The organism is Pseudomonas sp. CFBP 8771, from assembly GCF_014841695.1.
Lineage (GTDB): Bacteria > Pseudomonadota > Gammaproteobacteria > Pseudomonadales > Pseudomonadaceae > Aquipseudomonas > Aquipseudomonas baltica.
In genome coordinates, this window is the sequence record NZ_JACYUJ010000001.1 from 962,559 (window position 1) to 985,413 (window position 22,855).

Consider the following 22,855-nt stretch of genomic DNA (forward strand, 5'->3'; position numbering starts at 1 on the left):
AGCTTCCCGGTTGCAGCTTGTAGCATGGAAACTCCTTTCTGAATGAACCGACATTCCTTGGCTTCACAGCGTCTTAACTTTTCTGGCTGCGCCGAGACCCACTGCCATAAATGGCCTCGGCTTGAAATCAAACAGCTTCCTTGATTGCCCCATCCTTTGCGTCGTCAGAACTGCATGCGACCAAGTCGAGGTTGACCTGCTCCTGCGTCGACAACACCTTAGACAGGAGCGCGTCCGTGGTGAGATTGTCGTACCTATCCTCCAGAGTTTTCCGTAAACGCATCAGGCGAAGGTTGGCGGTGCTCACCAAAGCGCCATAAGTGGTGGCTCTCACTTGGCCATAGTTACGAGATTCATCACCCACTGTTTTGGACGTACTCACTCCGGCGGCGATCGACTGGCCAACGACCCAAGCCGTGATGAACGGAGAACCGTTGACGTATCCGGATGCGGCAATGTCCTGCACATACCCATCGGCCTGGTTAACCTCCTTTCGATTCAGTTTGAAGCCCCCTTTCTTTAGCTCGATAAGTAGGATGTTCTGCATTTGGGCGACTGTGGCGTCCTGGGGATCAAACTGTTCAATACCCACCAGTTGGGCAGTAGATCGGTCTGGCAGCACTACGATGTCAGGCCGTTTGCGTTCGTTAATGAACGAGGCGTCGCCCTCCCCCCAGAGCTGCTTCGCCACGCTTTTCAATGTCATGTTCGAGCAATACTCCATGGACTCGAACTCTGGCCCGAACAACCAGCGCGATCGTAGGATCAGCGGGTGCAGTGTATGGAGCTCATCGGTCTCTGGATCTTCGGCCAACCTGGTGATGGCTTCGATGACGCTGAGCCGGCCATCAATCTCATCGAGCACACGCAAGGCGTCCTTGACCGACCAGTCCGCCAAGAGAGAGTCCAGGCCCTCAATATCCGTCGCAGGCAGATTGGCCAATTTTTGAAGCAAGGATGCCCCGCTCTTGGATTTCTCCAGGTTGATCACTGCTTTTACGGCCGTGGCGAGAAACTCCGGAGAGACCATCGGGTGCGCTTGTGCCACAGCCTTTGTGAAGGCTGTGACCTCAAGTTGAGCGCCGTGCCCTAGTGATTTGAGCTCTGACCGGTTCTGTACCAAGGCGTCTTCTGAAGTGGCTTCAACCACCTCGGCCGCCAATTCGTCTGCTACCTTGCCGATGCAATCCGCAGCGGCCTTGAACAGCTCCTCAACGACAGGCGTCGATTGAAATCCTGTCCAATCCTGGATCACTTGGTCTTCAAACCCCTGGGTGTCGACGATGACCTTATAGCGCTTAGCGAATCGTGTGCGGCCATCAAAGTTTGCGACCTGGCCGATGACCCACGAGGGGTTGCCTACGAGTCGGTGCTCAACCCAAAAGGCCACGCCTTGGTGGATGGACGAGTGGTTCTGCTGTGTGGAGTCGATGACAATGACTTTTGCTGTCCGGCCATCACTCAGTTGCAGGTTGTGCGTACGAGCATGCTGCTCAAGCTTTGCCAAGGTCAGAGGTGTGCCATTAACTCGAATCTGAAAGCCTGGGTCATGGATGAATCTTGCTGCAAGGACTGTAATGATTTCATTCGCGTCCGGCAGCTTTCGGGTGACTGACACCGACAAGCGCGTACCGGAGCCTTCACGTTGGCCAAACTCCTCGGAGCGCACCACGAAAGGACTGGGCCCTGACTCCGTTCCTACAGTGAACGTACTTAGTTTGCCGTCGCGCCAAGTTTCCACCTGGTATTCATCACCGAAGCAAAGAAGCCCATGCCGGCCAACTCCATTGCGGCCATAGGCTTTCCTGAATCTGGCGCTCTTGCCCTTGGGAAATTCGACCTTGAAACTTTGATGCTTGAGGCGATTGTACCGAAGCGTCATCCATCGCTTGCTGAACTGCTGGGCCGACATTCCGTGACCGTCGTCGACCACCGTCAGCGTTCCGCCAGGCTCAGAGGGGAGAAACAAGTCAACTTTGCTTGCGCCGGCATCCCACGCGTTAGCCACTAACTCAGTAAGAGCCACCTGTGGCACATGCGCGACGGGGCCCAACTCGCGGAGAAGATAGTCCTCCTCAAACAACGACAGGTGACGGGTTTGGTCGGACATCAATTTCCTCCATGGATTGGTGCTTCCAGGCCATTGGCTCAGCACTACGTAGTTCAGGAATCCTACCCTATTGGCATGCTAAGCAGAATCTGGACAAGGCAATCTTTCGAATCCTTCATCGCGATGTCTACAGCCGCAGGCGATCAAGCCCACACGGCGGTTCTCGAAGGTTTCAAGGCGGCCTCACGAGTGTTATGCACCCATGAGCCTACCGATCTCAAAAACTGCGGCGCGCCTTACGTCGGTAACAGCCTCGACCTTCTCTCCATTGTCCGTTTCGTAGAAATACGCCCCGTCGCAGTGAAGGCTGTCCAAGAGGTGACTCATGTCGTACACCTTTTCAGGGATGACCTCACCCTCTCCAGCCAGAATCCCTGCAGCGATCGAGTGATTCCCTCCATATACAAAACCGATACCCCAAGGTAACCAAAGATGCACACTATGATTATCGTCCTGAACCCACGGCCCTTGATAGTTACGGCTGTAGGGCCTTGTAGATGTCTGGCTCATGGCGACGAGTGCTTTGCGGAGCCAATAGTCGCCAGAGCTGAAACGTAACCTCGGAGGCTCCATGGCCATGGAAGCACGATATCCCGGGAAAGCTTGAGGACGTACTGGTTTGGGGGAAGTGGTCGGCCAAGCCAGCGAGATCCGGAGGCGGAGAATAATCTGTCGCGCACGGCTGATCCAAAGAACCAAGCACCATCAAGGTTTGGCAGCGCGTCTTGGCCACGTTCAGCTACCGCCAGCAGATGTTCTGACTGAAGCGGCCTGAGGATTGCGCGGATCAAATCAGGAAGACCTTTTGGATTGGTCAGCGCAATCTCCTTAGCGACCTTCATGAGGTGGTTGTATACCGCAATATTGGTGCTGTCGGTTGTGTACATGGAGCCCTCTTTTGGAGTGATACCTCCTATTCAACGGTAAGCGGCCCACAAGCGCGCACCGTCTAACGGATCAATCACACCCACTGCTATTTTCGATTGTCCATTGATTTTTCTGAGATACACGATTTCAGTGTCAATCCCAGCCTCAGCAACCACCATTGCCCATTCTGATCACCGGCTAAGCCCTCAAGCCAAGGTGGTAACAGTAAAGTGCTTGGCAATCCACCCACAAAAATTTACGAGCGCTTACTAGCAACCAGCTTTTCTCGAATCAAATTGAACAGCTCTGCCTGATACACGGCATCGTCCAACGCATCGTGATTGCCAGACGTTTCAGGGCTTACGACCTTCTCAATCTCGCTCGACCGAGTCGATTTCCAAGTGCACTGGGCGGTACCGAAGAACATCGATTTGATGTCCAACGCGGCAATGCCAAATGGGTTCTCACCGAGGTACTGGTGGAAGTAGTAATTCACGAAGCTCCAATCGAAGGATGCATTGAAGCCCACGAAAACTACCGACTGGTCTGCGCCGGCAAGAGACTCAACCCAAGCCTTGAACTGTGACATTGCCTCAGCGGGCTCCAATCCCTCTTTACGCAGCTTATCTAGGGACAAGCCCGTCACCTCTAGAGCTGCAGGAACGAACTCTTCAGAGATCGGTTTCAGGTAGCAAGAGAACTGCTCCTCCGGGTTTGAGGTCAAGCACGCGCCGATTGACAGCATGCTGTACTTCCCGGGAATTGGGCCTGAAGCCTCAACATCTACGGAAACGAAAATTTCTTTGTCGGCGTTCATAGTCACCCCGTTTGAGCAGTTGCCAGGCTGGCAACCACAGCGTCCATTACCAGACACCAAAATGCTGGAAATGATCGGCAGGCAAATTCGATGGGAGAAAGGCAAGTCGCCCCGCCCTAGCCCCATCGAACCCTTTCACCGACCATCGTCTTGGTCGATTACTTATCTTCCATCACTGGAGACGGCCGCATAGACAGAATCGAGTCGGTCAGATCTTGGAAGGTCAGCGCCCTATTCGGGAATGCCTTTGCCATCGCAGTTGGATACAAACGAGTCCGGATATCTGAGTAAGTCCATACGGGCTGATTGTTGCGCTCACCAGTGACAGCGGCCAGCTCAGCCAGCTGCTTGTCAGAAAGGCCCATGCCTGCCAAGTCCATGCTGAACAGCTCCTTCCGTGCAGCGACATCGGGCCGAGTAAACTCTTCAACGATAGCTGCACGACGACGGAGCGCTGCGTCAAGAACTGAGAGCCGATTGGTGCACAAGATCACCACGATTCGGCCGCCATACTTGCGCAATTCATCTACGCCTTGGATCAAGGTGTTCACTGCCACCTTGTCTTCGTGGTGGCTATGGCTTTGCGATCGGGAGGCCGCGATCGAGTCACCTTCATCAATAATCAGGATTGCCCGGCGCTTCTTACCCGCTGCCTCGGCGACTTCCGCGAGAGCCTGGGTCAAGAGAGTGCCCATCTCGCCGACCTTACCAGAACCACGAACGCGGTTGCTCAGCTTGAACAGAACCGAGTCCTCAGCGCGCGAATCCAAGACTATACGGTTAGCAATGCACTCTGCTGTTGCAGTTTTCCCGGTACCGACATCGCCATGGAAGATCACCAGGGGATACTGATCGGCTACGAGGTTGCAGATCGGCAGCACACTTTTATGAAACTGCTTGCTCCACTCGGACAACTGGCCCTGGTTCAGTAGCAGCTGGAGCTGGTTCTGCACACGTTCATAGCGACCAGCAAACCCGAGCAATACTTTCTCGCGATCAGTCAGCTGGATGTCCGGCAACTCAATGGCCGAGTCAAAAACGGAGGTTGTGCTCATCGGGTGTAGTCCTTACGTTCCATGCCAAAGCCATTGCTGGAGTATTCACGCCCACCACTCTGGGTCAGTTGGGAGTGAGAAATATCCGCGTAGTTGGTCGACCAACTGCCTTTCATTTTGCCGGCCATGTTCTCTTGAGCTTTCGAGTCGTAGGCGTCAGTGGTGCCGAGAACGATCCGCAGTTTTGGGCTTGAGAGTTTTGGCCAGAGGGCATTTCCTGGTCGCTGGTTCGCAAGCGAGCCAGACTCATTGACGTAGAATCGTGCAGCCTTGTACTCGACTCCGTAGCTTAATAGGGTGACATCGACATACTCGAGGTAGCCGTACTTGGCCAGAACCTCAATGTCATGTCCCCACTCACGGGCCTCGGGCTCGGTGATCGCGCCGCTGCTGGAAGCGATCATCACGAGGTCAGCCGTGATACGCCGCATGACCGCTGCAATATCAGTCGTAGTGAAGGTGCTGGTTTGTGTGGAGGTAGAACTCATGCTGCGCCCTCCACCTTGAAGCCCTTGCCGAACAGCTCTTTCCACACCTCAAGATCGTCTTCAATCGACGCAAAGTGAGCGGTTTCCCAGGACTCCTGAGCGATCTGAACGATCTCCTTGCGCTCTTCCTCTGTAATACGGCTCGCGACATTGTTCGTATCGCAAACCGGGTCGATGATCACGACCGGTTCGGAAAATTGAGAAACCCATCCGTTCTCGGGGAACTTGATGACCTCCTTCAGCCCGGATTCTGCGATGTACAGAAGGAAGTCACGGAAGCGTTTCTCAAGCAAGCCGGCCTTCCCGTTCACTTCAAGCACGTGGGCCATGATCAGCTCGATGTGGAAAGACTTCAGAGGAGCACCCTTCCAGCTGCGCCACTGCTTGGCCATACGCACAAGGGTGCGGAAGTCCGGATCCTGATCCTTTCGATCCTTTACGAACTTCACTTGGCAAGGCGCGCAGGTCTCGGTTTTTGTGCCATCGATCCGGTCGAACTGCCAGCCGTAGCCCTCCTTGTTAGGGTTTTCGATGACCGGAACGATGTCGACCTCAAGCCCCGTACCTACGAAGGTGACCTTCGCTGCCTTACGCTGGATTTCGAAGTCTTCAACAGATTTGTTCGGGTAGAGCTTGATCAGCGCATCGTAGATTTTCTGGCTCAGTGTCGCGAAGGTTTCCTCATCGACCTTCTGCCCGCTGATGTAGAAGACCACGTCAACGTCGGCTGGAAACTGGGAGTTAGGGCGCAGGATGGTGTGCTTGGCAAAGGAGCCGGCCTTCACCACTTTCTTGATGATGATTTTGTCCTGCTTCTTCAGGCTGTCCTTCAGCGCTGCGATCAGGCGGTCGACCTGAGCGTTGTAGGTTTCCCGCTTGTCCTTGGGCAGGCGCAGCACGTTACTGTCGTAATACTTGATCTGAGTGTTGGTAAGTGGCATCTGCCGCCCCCTTCATGGATATGTGTTAATCGCAAAGCCTCCCTACCAGCGGCTCCAACACCTGCCGACGGACGAGATGGCGCACCAACTTGAGCGCTATGCCTAAATGCCCTTACAGCTCCCTGAGGCTTGAACGTCCTGCCCCCTCAAAAGATCCGGCCAGGAAAATTGCGAACTCCAGCTCGCTAGCGTATGATTACTATACGCATAGTTTTTATATGCAGTCTAGTTTTTATACGCTATTGAGTTTCGATCATGACAAACGAATCCAGACCCACGGACGACCAACCCAACAGCAAGGGACGGCAAGGAGCACGTTGGGGACAGGAACGCCGATTGGAATTTATCGACTACCGACTGCGGTGGGATGGCCAGATCAACCGAAGCAGCCTCACTGACTTCTTTGGCATATCAGTGCCACAGGCATCATTGGATATCACGGAGTACGGCAAGCTTGCCGAGAACAACCTGGAGTACGACACCCGGGCGAGGGTTTATAGGGCGACCGACACATTCAAAGCGGTTTTCCGATCCACCTCGGTCGAGCGCTACCTGGATGATTTGCTTCGCGTGGCCGTGCAGCCAGAGATCCCATATGGAAACTTCTTGGGTTGGCAGTCCCCTGTAGCCGCAGTACCCAAACTGGGCCGTCGACTAAACGCAGGAGTTGTTGGGGAGATCCTGCGCGCAATTCGCGAAAAGGGTTTCGTAGAGGTCTTCTATCAGTCACTGACAGACCCTGAAGGTGGCGAGCGGCGACTTTCGCCTCATGCTTTGGTGCATGACGGGAACCGCTGGCACGTCCGGGCTTACTGCCACAAACGTCAGGCCTTCCGGGACTTCTCTTTGACCCGTATCAAGTATTGCAAATACGGCGGGCAAGATCGGGAGCGAGCTGATGATGACTTCGCGTGGAACACCATCGTGGATGTCGTTCTCGTCCCGCACCCTGGCCTTAGCTCGGCGCAGCGCCAACTGATTGAGGCCGACTTCCTGATGGAACAGGGCGAGATGCATATCGCATGTCGTCGCGCTCTGCTTATGTACCTGCTGTTCCAGCTTAACCTGAATGACGATCAGGCTGGCCAGAAGCCCGAAGTCATCCAGCTCGCCCTCAAAAACAGGGACGAGATCAGGGCACTCCTCCAGTATTAACCCATAAAAATTTAGCCAACACTTAACACCTCAGCTACCGGAATTGTCACGATGGCAAACCTTGAAAATGATTTCATTCTGATCACGGGCAGCATCTCTCACAAAACGGAGAAGCGTTTCGTCGATCGCGCCCACGCCTTCACCCGGGCGCTCACTAAAAGCATCTTGGACGCTAATGGCGGACTTGTTGTATACCTTGCCGGTGAACCCAAAAATGATGATGGTGACCTGCTTACCTTCGATTGGACGGTAGCTAACGAGGCAAGCGCGCTTGCCTCGAATTACACACCGGCACGCCAGATGAAGATCGTCACATCTCTCAAAGCCATGTCGGAGAAGATGTCCGAAGAGCAGCGGATGTTCATTCGGCGACTGCAGGCCAAGAAGTTCGCAGAGATCATCTATATCGATGATGACCTTGTGACCGGTGGCAATATCGGGGATGAGCAAGTCGAAGTGGCCACTGCGATGATTGCCATCGGTGGAGGCCGTGGGGTATCCGATCGGGCGCAAAAAATGCGCAGAAAACGCCTACCCGTTCTGCCCTTCGACTTGCAGGTCGGAGGCTTCAGCGATGATGGTGTCGGGGCGATCGGCTTGCATAAAGCGTTCTTCAGTGACCCACTGTCGATGTTTCCAATCACTGGGGAGCAAGTGAAAGGGGAACTGGGGACACTTTCTTTGCAAGAACCTATTTTCCCGCTGGAAGAGCTGGCAGAGATGACGGTGGGGCTATTCCAAGCAGAAAGAGAAGCTGAACAAGCCTCCCGGACTCCAGATGTTCTGATTTTGACTGCCCTGTCAGTTGAACTGGCCTCAGCCAAGCTTGCCTGCGGGATTCAGGATGAGACGCCGCATCGGCGCTCTGCGAACTACATCCACTATTGGACGACGATCCTGGACAGACACGATGGCCCTGTTTCGTGTGCGATCGCTTCGCTAGGTTCGGCAGGTAATGTGAACGCCGGCAACATAACCACCCAGCTTTTTTCAGAGCTGAAGCCAAAAAAAGTGCTGATGATGGGCATCGCTGGCGGGCTGCGAGGGAAGATGACCTTGGGTGAGGCCATCGTATCGGAGCGTGTTGTGTATTACGAAAGCGCTGCCGCGTTGGCAGATGGCGTCCTGGCGGCGCGCCCTGAGATGCAACGGCCTGGAATGGCGACGCTTCAGGATCTCAGCACCTACTTCTCTTCTCCATCACTCTCCGACCGCTTGCAGGAGCGCGCAAAGGCGCTAGGTGTGAGCATGCCGAAAGAGTCCGCAGCTGGCGAAGTCGCACCAAAATTCAAAGCTTCCACTGCAACGATCGTGTCCGGGGAAAAACTCATTAGGGACTCCGAATTCTTCGCACGGCTACGACAGATCCACGATAAAGCCTGTGTCGCGGAGATGGAGGCTTATGGTGTCGTGGATGCCTGCGAGAAACAAAACGTCCCGGTCTTGGTCGTCCGAGGAATCAGCGATTTCGGCGACGACAAAAAGGATGATCTTTTCCACAAAGTTGCGTCCGATGCTGCTGCCATTGTGGTCGTTGACTACATCATTCATGGCTGGAGTCGGGCTCCAGGTCACTGAATACCAGGCCCAAAATGTCGAGCCCCCTATATGAGGCGTTCGGTGCGAAAGCACGTCGGTGACGTATCTTCCGCCACTATCCATACTTAAGTGTTGATGGTGGCTCGGGGCTGGAGGCATCTGACTTTAGTAAGGAGCCCTCACCCCTTACGTGCGAAAATAAAGGACGGATAGGTGGACGCATCAGCGTTCTCATTGTACCGACGCTCATACAGCCGCTCCCCCGCAAACGCCTGCGGGCCAGCGACGATGAGGGCATTCTCTGGATTTGTACTCACCCATAGGGCGCGTCCTCCAGGCATGAAACCGACGAGGTTAGCCTCCGAGGTGTCCCCTACAAGCAGCTTCCCTTCTCCTGTCAGATAGCCTCGTAGCACGCCAAGTCCGATGTTGTGAACCGCCAGGGGCTCCCACTTTACGTCCTTGGGCTCGGTGATACCTCTTCATTGCCTTAGGCACGGCGCCGGTGGCGTCGTATCATTCGGCCGCTCGAGCTGGACTGGACAGTTGTTATCACTAGGCACGGGAAAACCAGTCTGTACTTTGGCTCGCGTCTCTGAACCTGCACCCCACGCTGAGCCCTGAGTAACCCCCCAAGGCCCACAAGGTAGGCAAAGCTAAACCTCGTTACGATTTTGCTGGAGAATTGTACGCTCCCCGATTTGCCTGATCATCTCGTTAAATTCTTTTCTGGCTTGAATCGCCTCTAGGGTAGCCTGCATCTCCAAATCTACGAGATTGGCAGCCGGATCAATAACATACGTCTGCGCTTCTCTGTATTTCAAGATTGCTGGCAGAATCAAATAGGCCGGATAAAAACGAAGCGTTCCATTTCCAGCTTTCTGTATCATACCCACCCACCGCGTCTGCTCAGCGTTAGGTTCTACATTTGTAACAACTCCACCGCTCACCCCATTCATCTCTTCATGAGTGTATTCACGCTCAAACCTGAGGTAGGGGTTTCCGTTCTCCATTGTGGAGAAACCAGGATAGGTAAAACGATGAAGGTTGGTGGTAAAGTCATGCTCGCCATTTTCAGCAGGCATTACATGATTTTCCTCGATGGGATACCCTGCTGCTAGGAATATCAATCCTTCCTGGAATTCATCTCGCCTCAGGTAACCAAAACTATCTGGGGTATCAAAGTCCAAGAAGTGTTCGGGGTATCCCCCTGGCATCGGTTGCCCCATCTCTACCAGCACAATATCCTCATCATCAATCCATGGGATATCGCTCTTAATCAACGAGCCGATTTCCCAACCTCGAATTGGATACAGGAGCTTGCTCACGTCATCCCACTGACTTTCCGCTAAGGCGTTGGTGAAAAATGGCGACTCATTCTGAGGCTCCGAGTAATGAGCTTTTATAACATGCTGCGCCGTAAGAAGAAAAAATTTCTCCTCATATTTTATCAACAGCCCCGTGCCGCCAAAGTTATAAAGTACATCTGCAAAGAAAAATCCCCGCCTCTCCAGCTCTTCATTGCAGTGGGTGAATATAAGCCGCCTAGACGCTTGAATCATATTGCCTTGTATAGCCCTGGATATAAAGCCATCAGGCTCCGGCCAACTGATTGACATCTCTCCACTCCCTCAATCTAAGCTAATAACATAAATTTAAATTTCAGTGACGCACTTACTCATATCGACGCGCACACATCATCCTTTGTAACGACCAAGCAATCAATGCTCTAATCCAGCCATCAAGCTATAGGAATCAGCAAACGAGTCATCACCTCTAGAGATACTCATATGAAGCTTAACTTTTACTATTTGCCGCTCCCCTATTACATATTGACTCAGCACGACTATGCCCATTTGTCCATTAGATAACTTGCTTTCGCTCGAAGCAAGCACATCGCCCCGCTGATGGATATTGAATACAATCTGGAGTGGCGCACCGCTGCCACCAACTTTTAGGAGCTCTTCAATGCTGGCGACCGACGATCCTTTCGAACTGGCCGAGCGGTACCAGAACCAGCGAGGGCAATGGGTGGTAGGTGGACTAGAGCCCCAGGTTTTCTGGCCAAACCGTCCTCAAATCGTCAGATTCGAGGGTCTTGATTTCCTCCTGCAGCCAGCAGTAATCGACGGCCAGCACCGTAGCCTCCCGGCGATTGCGATTCGAGCAAACGGCTATGGGCTATCTGTAAATGAGGGTCGTGCAGCTGTCATGCGCTTGGCGACGGCTATCGCTTGGCGCGAAGGCAAAAAGGTTGACATTGTCATGTGGGGAGGCGGTAGCAGCCCATTCCGCGTGGGCAGGATGCTGAACAACGCTATCACCGAGTATTTCTCAGACGAGAACCTTCATGTTCCGCAGAGCGATGAGGCTCGGAAGGCGCTGGCCTACTACCGTGAAGGGCTGTCACTCGGCAATCCCTTTTACTCGTTTCTAGGTTTCTATAAGGCTTTCGCACGCTCTCTTCCAAATGGCCGGGAACGAGGGCCATGGATCGAGCAGACATTGCCCCAAATGACGGATAGAGATGCGATCTCTCGGCGTGAAGAGCTGGAGGCGCATGGCGAAAATATCTCCCAATACCTGGCCACACAAGGACGCCATGCGATCGCTCATGCTGAGCGCGAGGATATCGTCGATCCAGACGATCCAGATGACCACCAACGAATCCATTTCGATAATCCGCTGATGCGCCATCTCGCGGAGCTGGCAATGGATGAACGGCTTGGTGTACGGCCTCCCTCGTCATATGAGCGCGATCACCTTTACGAGCTGGAGGGTTTTCGAACCCTGTTCGACAACGAGCAATTGGAGGCACTTCGGAGAGGTGAGCTTGCCGAGGGCCGCGAGTACATACTTCCAGATGACTTCTACGTAATGGCTCGAAAAGGTAAGTCGTGTGTTCACCTCGGTGGAATGCGCATGACAGACGGAGGGATGAACGAAGGAAGGCTTGGCGTCAAACTCGAATCTCCTAATGGCAAAGTGGCGATTGAATTTTGGATGGACTTCAGAAATGAGCGGCTCATTATCGACCCCATCCGAGGATGCGTATTGCTTAACACAAGGCGCGAGAGCCGGAGCGACATTCAGGCCGAGATTGCTCTTGAGCAGTTCAAATTCTTCATGTACTGCAATGGCTCGGTGGAGATTTGGTCTTCCGACCGAGAGCACCGAATGGGCAAATCAGAAGCCTACATGTTGCCCGTCAATTGGAGCCCAGATTTCACTGGCCACCAACAAAGCCTTATTGGGCTGCAGGAGCTCTTGAAGGACGTGCCCGAAACGGGAGACGAGGCTGCCGGTTGATCAGGCAACGCAGGGCCAAGCCGCACGCACCGAGCTTCTTGATATGACCCGGGGCACGCCAGAACTTTTTCGGCAGTAAGACCTCGCTTCATTGCCCTCGAAGGACAACACCTTCCAGCGGGTTGCCTCTGAAGCTGCAGCGATTGTGGCGAGAGACTATGCGAAATACTGATGGAGCCGCCGCTGACAGGCCCCAGCTTTTGTGTTTACAGATGATTTTCACTAAGAAGCGCCCTCCGCTGGGTGAGACCTACCCGGCCGTTCTGTAAATCTCGAAATTACATCGCGTCAACCTGTAACGACCAGATGATATGGTTACGGCGGGAGCCTAGTAGGCAAGCGAACGGCAATTGAAGGATGATCAGCAAGGGAGTGTTGCGATGAGTTTTACAGAAAAAATGAGCGCCATGATGGAGCTCTTGAGGCTGATCAACACCGATGACCTGATCAAGGAAACATCGTATAAGTCTTGGACATCGCTAGACGGCACATCGATTGTTGCAACGGATAGCAATACCTATTTTATAGTGCTCGAGCTTTTAGCAATCGAAAATTCGACAATAGCAAGTAGATTCAGTCGCAAGACTATTTACAAGTTCATTGAAGACCGCTTACCAAAAATCAAACGTTCTGGAGAGATCCCCGTTTCCGCTGAGGTATTTTTTTTAGAACTCCTGGAGCAACAACCGACGTCGATGACGATCACAGTTCCCATTTCGGGCATTCGCCTAGACGATGGCATACGTGAGTTCGAGCTGGCGTGCTTTAATTTTGGATATTTGCAAGATTTGGAAATGCCTTTGGCCAACCAGAAAGGCATTTACATCAGCACGATTATAAGCGAAGTTTACGATAAAGAAATCGCTTATGAAAAGGCCGAAAACGCATTCCTTAACTTTGGCAAGCTGATCGTTTTTCTGGCGGGAAAACAGGACAAAAGCATATTGATTGAGACCGGGCTTCCGCTAAAGCCAGATATGTCTCATGAGCTAATGTATGTGAGCACTAACTCTTATCAAATTCGCGACGCCAAAGGTTTTATGTCGACGGGCGATATCCGGAACAAAACGATAGAGAAAATTCCGGTAAACAATCCGTTCTTTACTTCGCGTGAAGAGCTAGGAAAGCTTTGGGGGCTATACGAACGCAAGCATACAGGCGCTAAGCTTCAGGATCTGGAAGCAAGGATTTTGAATACTGCCCTCGCCCTAGGTGAGTCGGCGTCAACCAAGGACATGCGCAACTCAATACTCTACACCTGTATAGCACTGGAAGTTTTGTTCTCCCACAATGACGCATCGCTCTTCCAGAAAAGCATTGGTCAAAACGTTGCCGACCTGTTTGCATTTATCGTAGCGAAGGATGTTAGCGGACGGAAGCACGTTGCGAAGCTAACCAAGAAGGTTTATGGGATGCGGTCAGCGATTGTCCACGGTGGGGATAAGGAATTGTCTAACGACAACATTACTGTAAACCACTTCATGCGTGGTGCGCTTACAGAGCTTTTGACTGCCGAGCGCTTCAAAGATACAAAGCGACTTTCCACTATCTACGACATGATGCAAGACGCTCAATACTCTTACTGAGGTCAATTAACGTGAGCGTAGCTATCGTGCGCTCACGTTTATCAAATAATCCAGAATCTTTCTACCCAGCATCTCCTTACGTAAGTGCGGCTAAATTTTTAAGGGTATGCCTAGAGGTTACGCTTTTTCGTCGGAAACGCTTCCCCCCCGAGCTGCTCATCACCTTGACCTCCCTGGTCATCTTTAATTTCCCGACTACATCCAGAGGAAATGAGATGACCAATTCATCCTTGCCTAGCCTCCAAAAACACACGTTGTCTGACCCTGCAAGCCGCACGATGGTCACGTGGATTGTGTGGCGAGAGCTGTCCGACGATGGGAACAGCACGTACAAAGCAAGCATCCATGACGACAGTCTTGATCTGCTTCTGGTCGGCTTTCTAGGGCAAGATTTAGAGCTTACGCATGACATGCTCTTGTTTAACGATGAGTGGGCGCCAGAAAATATCTGCGGGCTTGCCCGTGCTGGCGAACCCGAGGCGGAGGCGGAGCATGCGCAAAATGTCTTATGGATGTCTTTGACGATGACTTGGATTTGTGGCGAGAGTCGGCTACCGGTTGCAAATCGATTCCAAAGAAGCTGGTGCTGTCCCGTGAGGTGAACATAACGTTTGCGTGCCCTGCCGGGACGGCTGTCGTAAATCAGGCCCGGCGATGCTCGCCGTTGTCCTGACCCTGCCGGGCTTCCATCCTCACGTCCGCGCGCTCCGCTTGCATAGAGATCGAGGTCACTAGCTAGCTTGGACATTCCCTGCGGCTACCACATACTAGCTTCCATCCATCGTGGAGTGAGGTTACGCAAAAAATGGCATGGTCATTTTGGAAGGACAAACGCCCTGCCTGGATACAGGCGGAGGAACGAGATTTCATCAGAGCAGCCAACAGCCTGAAGACATTGCAGGTGACACCACGAGGCGGCATGAGGATTGACCCCGAAGAACTGAGGGATCAGATCCTCGCCGCACGAGAATTGTACAAAGATTTGGTTGAGAAATAGTGATGCTGGATCTCCTGCCTATGCTGTAGCTGTAGCTGAATCCTGCCCGTGTCGCAAGACGCGTGGTGACCTAACGAACGAGGTTCGGCAGGATTCGAATGGTGACCTCTGCGATACCGAGCACCTGCGCCACTACTACCCCCAGCTAGGCCCACACTGGTGAATCCTATTCACCAGTCAAGTACGTCGTAAATGCTTAGGGTTTCCAGGCACTATATCCTGCCTCGAGCAAGCGTACTCGGGGGCACTGCTTTGGAGGCTGCTGTCTAACTTCGAGCAGCTTCTCTTGCAACCAAAACGCATCCTGCGGTGAAAATGAGTACCACGTCTCCTCAAGCTCAAGTTCGAACCCACCCTCTTCAATCGTTCGAACGCCTACTACGATGCCTGCGCCTTCTGTACCTTCAAAGAGCTCAGGACTTGCATTCTCTACGTGTACAACACCTACGGCACTGAACTGCCATGCACCACACGATAATCGATACTTCCTGGCGAGCGAGCCGTCGTACCGTACTGCAGCAGTCGCGCTTTCAACATCCGTCTGCTCCGCGATAGCCAAAGCTTCGGACAAGCAAAAGGCGATCTCTTCCGCAACCTCTGCACTGACGTCTACCCCTTCAGACTCAAATTCAATTCTCGCACCTCTCCGATTAGTGCCTGCAACACGGCATTCATAGCGCTCATCGGATTCCCGGCCGCGCCAGCAGAGAAAGTCGCGTTTGAAATCTAGTACACCAGCGGTATCTACGTTGGATGAGCTCACTGATAGTTCCTTCCGTTCTTCTTAGATTCTTTTTCTGTTTGTTCTATCTGTGCAAGCAGATAGCCTCCAACGCATAACTGCTCGATTAGCCAGGACGCTTCGTCAAAGCAGAAGGTGTACACCCAGTCCTCGATACCCAAAAATGGAAGGCAAAGCTCATCATTGAACCCTACGAATAGCTTGTAGGAATCACGCGTACCGGGATATCGGAAAGATCCAGAAGCACCAAAGAGCACAAGGTCAGAGTCGTAATCATAGCCGTATAGTCGATCGCATCCGCTCGCCGAACTTCTCGATAAAATCAACTGGTAGAAAATCTTACAAAAATCGAGTTTGAGCGGAAGCCCAATTTTTACTTGGCTGGCGGCGCGTTCAGTACTGATTTTCAATAAGGTGGCAAGGCTGTCCGCAAGCTCTCCACATTGTTGCGCTGTAAAGGAGTATTCAGAATCGTCCAAAATACACGTGACGACGTTCCCGGTTAACTCAATCGAGGCTGTGAATACCCTTTCTTCAGTGAACGCCCGACACATCATTGAACGTTCAGCTTTGAAGATTGTGCTGATCGGCAAACAACTTTTATCCAACACCCGCATATACCATGCACCTAAATACAAATTTAAACGGCTCGTCGCTTAAAAAACTTTAGGAGAAACTAAAAATATTTATTCTGATGTCGCGTATCACGTAAAAATGCCTGGAAAAATTGCAGTGCGCGCCCTTCGGGACGGCTGTCGTGAACCAAGCCACCGCCAAGTCGGCGTCTTGTCCCGGTGGGCTTCCATCCTCGCGCCTCGGCCTCGCGGCCAGCGCGCTCCGCTTGCCATAGATTCCCAGCCGGCAATCGATAGTAGTGTGGGTTGATGTTGGCCTGGGCGATAGATGTGATCCAGTACCGCAGTAAAACAGGGAGCGGGGGTACCACCGCAAGGAAGGTGATATGTGGGTCGGCGATCAACTGCAGGCAGGCGAAATGCCAATATCTTACGCGAAACGTTTATTTGCGCCAGCCCTCAAGTTTTCTTAAGAACTTCCGTTTAACAATTAAGCGGCTTATTTATGAGAGAAAACGCATGAGCATAAAACTACCACCAAACAGATTTTATACTTTCAAGGATCCTTCGCTCGACAATGGATCGCTTGAGATTACGTATGCTGTATTCACTCGACCCGGCACACCTGAAGTTGGAACAATAGACGAGACGAATAGCTATGGGGTCTTCTTGAACAGGGAGCTCGACGGCATTATTTCCTTGGACATCGATGACTGCCGTTTTAGTTTGACGCAGAAACAAGCGAGTGTGTTGGCCTCAAGACTTACAGAGCTAACACAGGTTGATGAATGAATACCTGCGCTTCTCAGTGCTAGAGCCTTCAGCATCCTAGGATAGTCGCCGGCCGAATCCAGTCTCACCCCGGAGCTGTTCCTCAACGAACTCTATCGACGAATTTAGCTCGTCCTGTATTTCTTTGAAGACTGAGTCGAGGTCAGGATGATTGCCTGACGACCGCAGCTCAGCCACTAATCTGGATAGCTCCCGTCCCTTGGCCATGGGCATCTGGATGTTGCAGTACACAGTCTCTTCGTCGTGACGAGTCATAGATCCTCCGGTCTGTTTGGGGCGCCATTTCTTGCTTCTTGAGACAACAAATATTTTGAGCTTGAAGATTGGAAAACGTTGACCGTTGGTGCTGTGCGCGCCCTTCGGGATGGCCGTCGTGAACCGAGCCGCTCGCCATGGCGGCGTCTCGGCCCAGTGGGTTTCCATCCTCGCGCCTCGGCCTTGCGGCCTGCGCGCTCCGCTTGCCATCTGAGAGCCATTTAATTCTTGAAAACCTTCATCGTTTGGCGGCTGCCAGTAGGATGGATAGGTTCTGGGGCATAGCAACAAACCTATCTTTCGATAGCAATGTGCTTTTTGCACATGGCTGTCGGCCTTGAATTCGAGAGGTCGGCGAGGAATAGACCCAATGCAGAAGCACCAAGCACAAAGCCCTTTGAGGAGCTTTAAACATAGATCTTATTTATGTCAAACGGCGGGGTATGCAGTCCAGTTCTCAGAAAGTCACGCGCCTTGGCCGGATTAAACTTTTTCTTGGAAATCGTTTCTTTTGTCACCTTAGGGTAAACAGCCCGAAAGATCATTTTTTCCGATTCGCTCTCCTAGCTTTTTTTTGGCTTTTATTTTTTGATTTTTTAGTAGTTGGTCGCGGTCGTTTGCTCAAAGTTTGGTTGAATACGAAGGTAGCGTCATCGCCAAGTTGACGATCACCTACAGCCGGAAACTGATAGCTTGTTTTTTCAGCCGGGACAGTGGAGTCCGCATAGATCCCAAGCGTAGCTCTCAGGTTTTCGACCTCTACCCGCTCCTCCTCGGTGTACTCGTCGCGGATGAAGACGCATAGATCCTCGGAGCCTCCTTCGTAGTTTTTGAGTGGGTGATCAAAGCCGAGTGCAATGATGGTCTTAGCACCAGGGAACCTCAGCTTTGCGCACTGAGCGTATGACAACAACAGCGCGCTTCGGTATTGCCTATATTCCGCACCGGGCTGCCCTGCAGGCTTGGGGCACGCCAGGAAAATGTAAAGTATATCGGGTGCTTGCTGGGTAGTTAAAGTGCGAGCCCTGCGTACATATTCCCCCGCCTTAGCTAGCTTCATCATCTCCAAGAAATGGCGGGACAGTTCGCGCCTCATGAACCTGGTCTCACCCGCCATCAATCGCAAAGCGAGTTCGGTTTCATGATTCGCTTGTTCAGCGCCAAAATTAGTAATGGTGGGGTCGCCTACCGTGATAAATTTTTCGATTAGCGCGTCCCAAAATCCACTCACTCTATTTTGGTGGTGCATCTCCCGATACTCCGGGAGTGATAACAGTTGAGGGTAAAGCGTCTCGTCAAAGCTGACATGGTTAGGGACACCCTCCATCTCCGGTAGGAATCCATGCTGATTGTCATCAGTGTGTTGTAGGTAAGACGCAATTAATTGCTCTTCACCTGCACTCGTTACCACTGTATTCGGATTGAGCAGGAATGCCTTGCGCGTTCCTAGGTAATCGATGAAATCTTTGACCGTGCTCATCTCGTGCATCAGCACTTCCAGCGAGATCTCGTCGAAGATGTGAACAAACTCTTTACTGGGGTCTAGCGGCCCTGTAGTAAACGGAAGCTCTGCATAGGCATTGTGATCCAAGCCGGTCTGGATCATGTGTGAGCCAACGCTGCCTGAGAAATGCTTCGCACAAGCTTCAGCACTCCCCCGTGTCACAGCCACAAGGTGATAACGCACCCTTGGTATGTCTGGAATCTGCACAGGCAGTGATCGGGTGCATTTTGAGTCCAAAAACACCCTATGAGGAAACCGCTCCAACCAGCTTTTGGCACCATATAACTGCTTCGCAGAACTTGTAATGGCGCGTTTGTACCAGCGCTTCCAAGCAACCGCAGTGTCAGCCTCCGACTGATATGTAATGTGCTTGTCGGAAAAAATGATGACGTCCTCACCGAACACCACCATTACATCGGCAAATTCCTTCGCGCTCCCCTTCCCTTGGCGCATGTCTTGGTCAGTATGCAGATTGGCATGTGCCCACAAACTTAAGAAGGATTTCCGGCATAGCCTCATCAGTAATCGCTCGGAGTCGTTGACACCCTCCGCATCTGATATGTCGAAAACACCTGATCTTTCCGAGCTGGACATCGCGACACTCCCTAGTTATCTAAAATCTATCAAAATTCGAGGCTTGGCGTAATGGCGATCTGGTACCCGACGAAGCGATACCCCTGCCGAAAAAAGGGAAGCGCGTGCAACGGCTGGGTGTCGTCACGTTCGGCTGACTGGGCAGGCTTGAGCAAGCAAAGTCAGCTGTACGCACTCCGATTTTTGAAAGCAGGTGATTTGTAGAGAAAATGACGCCAGCTATCGATTCACATCAATGCTCCGAGCGCACCTAATCCCAAGGTTGCATGGCAGATTAATATCAGTAATCCTTCAGTCTAGGCGCTTCAAAAATGCATGACTTTCTAGCGCTGAACCTTATGGGATTGTCCCGCTAATGCCACTGACCTTGCCGTTGACTGAGGCAGGGCACGTACAAGGCGCACGTTTGCGCTTGGGGAGCCAGAATCGATATGGCGACATGCACCGCACCGAGTAAGGGTCACCGCTCCGCAAGCGCGGCAGCCAATTGTCCTGCGTGTAGAAACCGTTATGGCGGCTATGGAGCACGCTCGTATTCTTCCCCCTCCTACTCTTCTCCGTCATCGTCCTCTTCATCTAGCGGCGGTGGGGGGCGGACGTCACGTGCACTGCCCAGTGGGGTTCCGGAAATCTACCGTCGTCCGCTATCTGAGGTACCAAGCCTCGTCCGCAGCGAGGTTCCAGCTCCGGCGCAGTCGAACGGACAAACCTATGACGTGTTCATATCTCATGCGTCTGAGGACAAGGACGAGTTTGTCAGGCCGTTGGCCAATGCGTTAGTTGCAGTTGGGCTCAAGGTATGGTTTGACGAAATGACCCTTCGTATCGGGGACAGCTTGCGCCAAAAGATTGATAAGGGCTTGGTTAGTAGCCGCGTTGGACTTGTGGTTCTGTCCCCAGCGTTTATCAAGAAGGGTTGGACGAACTACGAATTGGACGGGATCGTTACCCGCTCAGTGTCAGGCGAACAGATCTTGCTGCCGATTTGGCACAACATCACCAAGCAGCAAGTGATGGATTTCAGTTCTTCGATCGCGGACAAGGTGGCGCGCAGCACAGCGGTGCACACCATTGATGAGATCGCTGCTGAGATCGCAGATTTGCTGAAGTCTAATGGTGCCCAAGCATCCTAACGCCAACGCATCCACAGGGCAGGCCTGGAGATAATCGGTAACCGTCCGGCCAAGTCATCTACCCAGCCCTGCAAAGCGAAGACATGGTGTGCACTTAAATTAAGTGGACACCAGTTCTAGCCTTTCAAGCGGGTATTTCATGCAGCCAACACGCCGTTCCTATTCCAAATCCTTTAAAGCCCAGATCATTCAAGAGTGCGCCCAACCGGGCGCTTCGATTGCCAGCGTCGCGCTCGGTCATAGCCTCAACGCAAACCTCGTCCACAAATGGATTCGGCTGCAAGCGCAGAAAATCCCGGCGCCGCCACCTGCATTTATTCCGTTAGCCATGCCGCTGGCCGGGGCGAACTCCCATCCAGCATCATCGAATATCTGCGTTGAAATACAGCACCCGCGCGGCATCATCAAAGTGAACTGGCCCACTGAAAGTGCTGCCGCCTGCGCGACTTTTCTTCGAGATATTCTGCGATGATTCGCATCGACTCTATCTGGCTCGCCACCGAACCGATGGACATGCGCGCAGGCACCGAAACGGCGCTAGCCAAGGTGATCGCGGTGTTCGGTGCGGCGCAGCCGCACTGCGCTTATCTGTTCGCCAACCGCCGCGCCAATCGCATGAAAGTGCTGGTGCATGACGGCTTCGGAATATGGCTGGCGGCGCGCCGGTTAAACCAAGGCAAGTTCCACTGGCCTGGCATTCGCCATGGTTCTGAGATGGAACTGGATGCCGAGCAACTTCAGGCATTGGTGCTGGGGCTGCCATGGCAACGCGCAGGTTCTGGAGGCTCGATCATACTGCTTTAACGGCTGCCATTAGCCTATCGGTCTATCGTCGCGAAACGCCTGCTCTGGCAAAGTCCGGCGTATGACTTCTTCGCCCAATCGACCAACTGTCTCCCACTCAACTGCGCGTCCTCGCAGCGCAGTTGCTCTCGCAAGTCGACACTATGGGCAAGAAAATCAACCGTGATCAAACAGTCATTGAGAAACTGACCCATGAGATCGCCCAGCTCAAGCGTTTGAAGTTTGCCAAGCGCAGCGAGCAGATGAATCCTGAACAGGCCAGCCTGCTAGATGACCTGATCGATACTGATATCGCGGCGATTGAGGCCGAGCTTCAGGCGTTGCAAATAGCACCAACGGCGACCGAGGAAAAGCAAAAGCCCAAGCGCACGGCATTGCCGGCAGAATTTCCGCGAACGTTGATCCATCACGAACCGGACAACACTCACTGCCCATGCGGCTGCGCCCTCAAGCGCATCGGTGAGGACGTTAGCGAGAAGCTGGACTACACGCCCGGCGTGTTCACCGTCGAGCGCCATGTCCGTGGCAAGTGGGTCTGCGATAACTGCGAAACGCTGATCCAGGCACCGGTTCCGGCGCAGGTCATTGATAAGGGCATCCCGACTTCGGGCCTGCTCGCACAGGTCATGATCGCCAAGTTTGCTGACCATCTGCCGCTTTACCGTCAGGAATCGATCTTCGGTCGAGCGGGCCTGGCGATTCCACGTTCAACCTTGGCTCAATGGGTTGGCGTGACCGGAGTTCAGTTGCAGCCGCTGGTCGATGCGCTGCGCGAAGTAGTGCTTGGGCAACAAGTCATCCACGCAGATGAAACACCGGTGCAGATGCTCATGCCGGGAACAAAAAAAACCCATCGCTCCTATGTGTGGGCCTACGCTACCAGCCAGTTCTCGGATGTGGCAGCGGTGGTTTATGACTTCAGCTCCAGTCGCGCCGGAGAGCATGCTCGCAACTTCCTTCAGGACTGGAAGGGCAAGTTGGTCTGCGACGATTTTGGCGGCTACAAGGCCAGCTTTGAACTCGGCGTGACAGAGATCGGCTGCATGGCCCATACACGGCGCAAGTTCTTCGAACTGCACGCTACGAATAAAAGCACGCTCGCCGAGCAAGCCCTGCGCTATATCCAGTTGTTGTAAGAAATCGAAAGAGAAGTCAGAGACCTGGAGCCGGATTTACGGCGCCGAATACGGCAAGAAAAAGCCGTACCGGTGATGGATAGGCTGCATGCCTGGATGATCGCGCAGCGTGATCTTGTGCCCGAAGGTTCGGCCATCAGCAGAGCACTCGATTACAGCCTTAAACGCTGGGCAGCGCTGTCGCGCTACCTCGATGACGGGGCGGTTCCCATTGATAATAATTGGGCGGAGAACCAGATCCGGCAATGGGCTCTTGGGCGCAAGAACTGGCTCTTCGCCGGGTCGCTACGCAGCGGAAAACGGGCTGCGGCGATCATGAGCTTGATCCAGTCAGGGCGGCTGAATGGCCATGATCCGTACGCCTATCTAAAGGATGTTCTCATGCGCCTGCCGACGCAGCGCGCGAGTGAGATTAACAAGCTGCTGCCGCACATGTGGGCGCCTGTTTAATCGCGC

The 22,855-nt window shown here is 53.0% G+C and carries 20 protein-coding genes and 1 pseudogene; 9 read left to right on the top strand and 12 right to left on the bottom strand.

Going from position 1 to position 22,855, the window contains the following annotated elements:
* Window positions 1–127: 127 nt before the first annotated feature.
* The 7 genes from IFT80_RS04250 to IFT80_RS04275 all read right to left on the bottom strand — a co-directional run bounded on the left by IFT80_RS04250 (window position 128) and on the right by IFT80_RS04275 (window position 6,278).
* A complete protein-coding gene (locus IFT80_RS04250; RefSeq protein WP_192136828.1) occupies window positions 128–2,110 on the bottom strand; it encodes an ATP-binding protein in 1,983 nt (660 codons plus the stop codon).
* Between the two features lie 192 nt (window positions 2,111–2,302).
* The gene (locus tag IFT80_RS21830) at window positions 2,303–2,689 is read right to left on the bottom strand and encodes a DUF6710 family protein (RefSeq protein ID WP_446730975.1); all 387 of its coding nucleotides are present in this window, start codon (window positions 2,687–2,689) and stop codon (window positions 2,303–2,305) included.
* On the bottom strand, window positions 2,617–2,997 hold the full coding sequence (locus IFT80_RS21560; RefSeq protein ID WP_197975703.1) for a DUF6710 family protein: 381 nt from the start codon (window positions 2,995–2,997) through the stop codon (window positions 2,617–2,619). Before IFT80_RS21560 ends, IFT80_RS21830 begins: the two co-directional genes overlap by 73 nt.
* Before the next feature lie 236 nt (window positions 2,998–3,233).
* A complete protein-coding gene (locus tag IFT80_RS04260; protein ID WP_122589514.1) occupies window positions 3,234–3,794 on the bottom strand; it encodes a 3'-5' exonuclease in 561 nt (186 codons plus the stop codon).
* A gap of 158 nt (window positions 3,795–3,952) precedes the next feature.
* A complete protein-coding gene (locus IFT80_RS04265) occupies window positions 3,953–4,849 on the bottom strand; it encodes an AAA family ATPase (RefSeq protein ID WP_192136829.1) in 897 nt (298 codons plus the stop codon).
* Window positions 4,846–5,337 (bottom strand): HORMA-1 domain-containing protein, encoded by a 492-nt coding sequence (locus IFT80_RS04270; RefSeq protein WP_057456979.1) that lies wholly within the window; start codon window positions 5,335–5,337, stop codon window positions 4,846–4,848. The genes IFT80_RS04265 and IFT80_RS04270 overlap by 4 nt, the downstream gene beginning before the upstream one ends.
* A complete protein-coding gene (locus tag IFT80_RS04275) occupies window positions 5,334–6,278 on the bottom strand; it encodes a CBASS oligonucleotide cyclase (RefSeq protein WP_122589516.1) in 945 nt (314 codons plus the stop codon). Before IFT80_RS04275 ends, IFT80_RS04270 begins: the two co-directional genes overlap by 4 nt.
* Before the next feature lie 336 nt (window positions 6,279–6,614).
* On the opposite strand from IFT80_RS04275, the gene IFT80_RS04280 reads away from it, so the two are divergent.
* Together IFT80_RS04280 and IFT80_RS04285 are read left to right on the top strand one after the other, a co-directional pair.
* Window positions 6,615–7,433 (top strand): WYL domain-containing protein, encoded by an 819-nt coding sequence (locus tag IFT80_RS04280; protein WP_192136830.1) that lies wholly within the window; start codon window positions 6,615–6,617, stop codon window positions 7,431–7,433.
* A gap of 51 nt (window positions 7,434–7,484) precedes the next feature.
* Complete coding sequence (locus IFT80_RS04285) at window positions 7,485–9,011, top strand: phosphorylase family protein (RefSeq protein ID WP_192136831.1); 1,527 nt, start codon at window positions 7,485–7,487, stop codon at window positions 9,009–9,011.
* A 617-nt stretch (window positions 9,012–9,628) separates the two neighbouring features.
* On the opposite strand, the gene IFT80_RS04290 is transcribed toward IFT80_RS04285, so the two are convergent.
* Window positions 9,629–10,591: a hypothetical protein gene (locus IFT80_RS04290; RefSeq protein ID WP_192136832.1), complete on the bottom strand. Its 963-nt coding sequence runs from the start codon at window positions 10,589–10,591 to the stop codon at window positions 9,629–9,631.
* A 349-nt stretch (window positions 10,592–10,940) separates the two neighbouring features.
* Between IFT80_RS04290 and mauJ the strand changes: the two genes are divergently transcribed.
* From mauJ to IFT80_RS04305, 3 genes are all read left to right on the top strand, one after another.
* Window positions 10,941–12,281, top strand: a complete 1,341-nt coding sequence (gene mauJ, locus IFT80_RS04295; protein WP_192136833.1) for a methylamine utilization protein MauJ — start codon at window positions 10,941–10,943, stop codon at window positions 12,279–12,281.
* Window positions 12,282–12,661: 380 nt separating this feature from the next.
* On the top strand, window positions 12,662–13,867 hold the full coding sequence (locus IFT80_RS04300; RefSeq protein WP_192136834.1) for a HEPN domain-containing protein: 1,206 nt from the start codon (window positions 12,662–12,664) through the stop codon (window positions 13,865–13,867).
* A gap of 215 nt (window positions 13,868–14,082) precedes the next feature.
* Window positions 14,083–14,469 (top strand): hypothetical protein, encoded by a 387-nt coding sequence (locus IFT80_RS04305; RefSeq protein WP_192136835.1) that lies wholly within the window; start codon window positions 14,083–14,085, stop codon window positions 14,467–14,469.
* 591 nt (window positions 14,470–15,060) lie between these two features.
* On the opposite strand, the gene IFT80_RS04310 is transcribed toward IFT80_RS04305, so the two are convergent.
* The 4 genes from IFT80_RS04310 to IFT80_RS04320 form a co-directional block, all read right to left on the bottom strand.
* Window positions 15,061–15,627: a hypothetical protein gene (locus IFT80_RS04310; protein ID WP_192136836.1), complete on the bottom strand. Its 567-nt coding sequence runs from the start codon at window positions 15,625–15,627 to the stop codon at window positions 15,061–15,063.
* On the bottom strand, window positions 15,624–16,223 hold the full coding sequence (locus IFT80_RS04315) for a hypothetical protein (protein ID WP_192136837.1): 600 nt from the start codon (window positions 16,221–16,223) through the stop codon (window positions 15,624–15,626). Before IFT80_RS04315 ends, IFT80_RS04310 begins: the two co-directional genes overlap by 4 nt.
* A gap of 786 nt (window positions 16,224–17,009) precedes the next feature.
* Window positions 17,010–17,228, bottom strand: a complete 219-nt coding sequence (locus IFT80_RS21615; RefSeq protein ID WP_122389409.1) for a hypothetical protein — start codon at window positions 17,226–17,228, stop codon at window positions 17,010–17,012.
* 541 nt (window positions 17,229–17,769) lie between these two features.
* On the bottom strand, window positions 17,770–19,326 hold the full coding sequence (locus IFT80_RS04320; protein WP_052507215.1) for a hypothetical protein: 1,557 nt from the start codon (window positions 19,324–19,326) through the stop codon (window positions 17,770–17,772).
* Between the two features lie 431 nt (window positions 19,327–19,757).
* Here IFT80_RS04320 and IFT80_RS04325 point away from each other — a divergent pair, with 431 nt between their 5' ends.
* From IFT80_RS04325 to tnpC, 4 genes and pseudogenes are all read left to right on the top strand, one after another.
* Window positions 19,758–20,459, top strand: a complete 702-nt coding sequence (locus tag IFT80_RS04325) for a toll/interleukin-1 receptor domain-containing protein (protein ID WP_080898799.1) — start codon at window positions 19,758–19,760, stop codon at window positions 20,457–20,459.
* Window positions 20,460–20,598: 139 nt separating this feature from the next.
* Window positions 20,599–20,931, top strand: a complete 333-nt coding sequence (gene tnpA / locus IFT80_RS04330) for an IS66-like element accessory protein TnpA (RefSeq protein ID WP_054096639.1) — start codon at window positions 20,599–20,601, stop codon at window positions 20,929–20,931.
* Window positions 20,928–21,263 (top strand): IS66 family insertion sequence element accessory protein TnpB, encoded by a 336-nt coding sequence (gene tnpB, locus IFT80_RS21620; protein WP_042561913.1) that lies wholly within the window; start codon window positions 20,928–20,930, stop codon window positions 21,261–21,263. Before tnpA ends, tnpB begins: the two co-directional genes overlap by 4 nt.
* A 61-nt stretch (window positions 21,264–21,324) precedes the next feature.
* Window positions 21,325–22,849: pseudogene (gene tnpC, locus IFT80_RS04340) on the top strand (IS66 family transposase).
* The last annotated feature ends 6 nt before the right edge of the window (window positions 22,850–22,855 follow it).

Excerpts from the sequence above, each read along its gene's own strand:
- IFT80_RS21830 (WP_446730975.1), bottom strand. The coding sequence starts at position 2,689 with ATGGCCATGGAGCCTCCGAGGTTACGTTTCAGCTCTGGCGACTATTGG.
- IFT80_RS04305 (WP_192136835.1), top strand. The coding sequence starts at position 14,083 with ATGACCAATTCATCCTTGCCTAGCCTCCAAAAACACACGTTGTCTGAC.
- IFT80_RS21615 (WP_122389409.1), bottom strand. The coding sequence starts at position 17,228 with ATGACTCGTCACGACGAAGAGACTGTGTACTGCAACATCCAGATGCCC.
- IFT80_RS04290 (WP_192136832.1), bottom strand. The coding sequence starts at position 10,591 with ATGTCAATCAGTTGGCCGGAGCCTGATGGCTTTATATCCAGGGCTATA.
- tnpB (WP_042561913.1), top strand. The coding sequence starts at position 20,928 with ATGATTCGCATCGACTCTATCTGGCTCGCCACCGAACCGATGGACATG.
- IFT80_RS04315 (WP_192136837.1), bottom strand. The coding sequence starts at position 16,223 with ATGCGGGTGTTGGATAAAAGTTGTTTGCCGATCAGCACAATCTTCAAA.
- tnpA (WP_054096639.1), top strand. The coding sequence starts at position 20,599 with ATGCAGCCAACACGCCGTTCCTATTCCAAATCCTTTAAAGCCCAGATC.
- IFT80_RS04275 (WP_122589516.1), bottom strand. The coding sequence starts at position 6,278 with ATGCCACTTACCAACACTCAGATCAAGTATTACGACAGTAACGTGCTG.
- IFT80_RS04265 (WP_192136829.1), bottom strand. The coding sequence starts at position 4,849 with ATGAGCACAACCTCCGTTTTTGACTCGGCCATTGAGTTGCCGGACATC.
- IFT80_RS04260 (WP_122589514.1), bottom strand. The coding sequence starts at position 3,794 with ATGAACGCCGACAAAGAAATTTTCGTTTCCGTAGATGTTGAGGCTTCA.
- IFT80_RS04250 (WP_192136828.1), bottom strand. The coding sequence starts at position 2,110 with ATGTCCGACCAAACCCGTCACCTGTCGTTGTTTGAGGAGGACTATCTT.
- mauJ (WP_192136833.1), top strand. The coding sequence starts at position 10,941 with ATGCTGGCGACCGACGATCCTTTCGAACTGGCCGAGCGGTACCAGAAC.
- IFT80_RS04300 (WP_192136834.1), top strand. The coding sequence starts at position 12,662 with ATGAGTTTTACAGAAAAAATGAGCGCCATGATGGAGCTCTTGAGGCTG.
- IFT80_RS04320 (WP_052507215.1), bottom strand. The coding sequence starts at position 19,326 with ATGTCCAGCTCGGAAAGATCAGGTGTTTTCGACATATCAGATGCGGAG.
- IFT80_RS04325 (WP_080898799.1), top strand. The coding sequence starts at position 19,758 with ATGGCGACATGCACCGCACCGAGTAAGGGTCACCGCTCCGCAAGCGCG.
- IFT80_RS04270 (WP_057456979.1), bottom strand. The coding sequence starts at position 5,337 with ATGAGTTCTACCTCCACACAAACCAGCACCTTCACTACGACTGATATT.
- IFT80_RS21560 (WP_197975703.1), bottom strand. The coding sequence starts at position 2,997 with ATGTACACAACCGACAGCACCAATATTGCGGTATACAACCACCTCATG.
- IFT80_RS04285 (WP_192136831.1), top strand. The coding sequence starts at position 7,485 with ATGGCAAACCTTGAAAATGATTTCATTCTGATCACGGGCAGCATCTCT.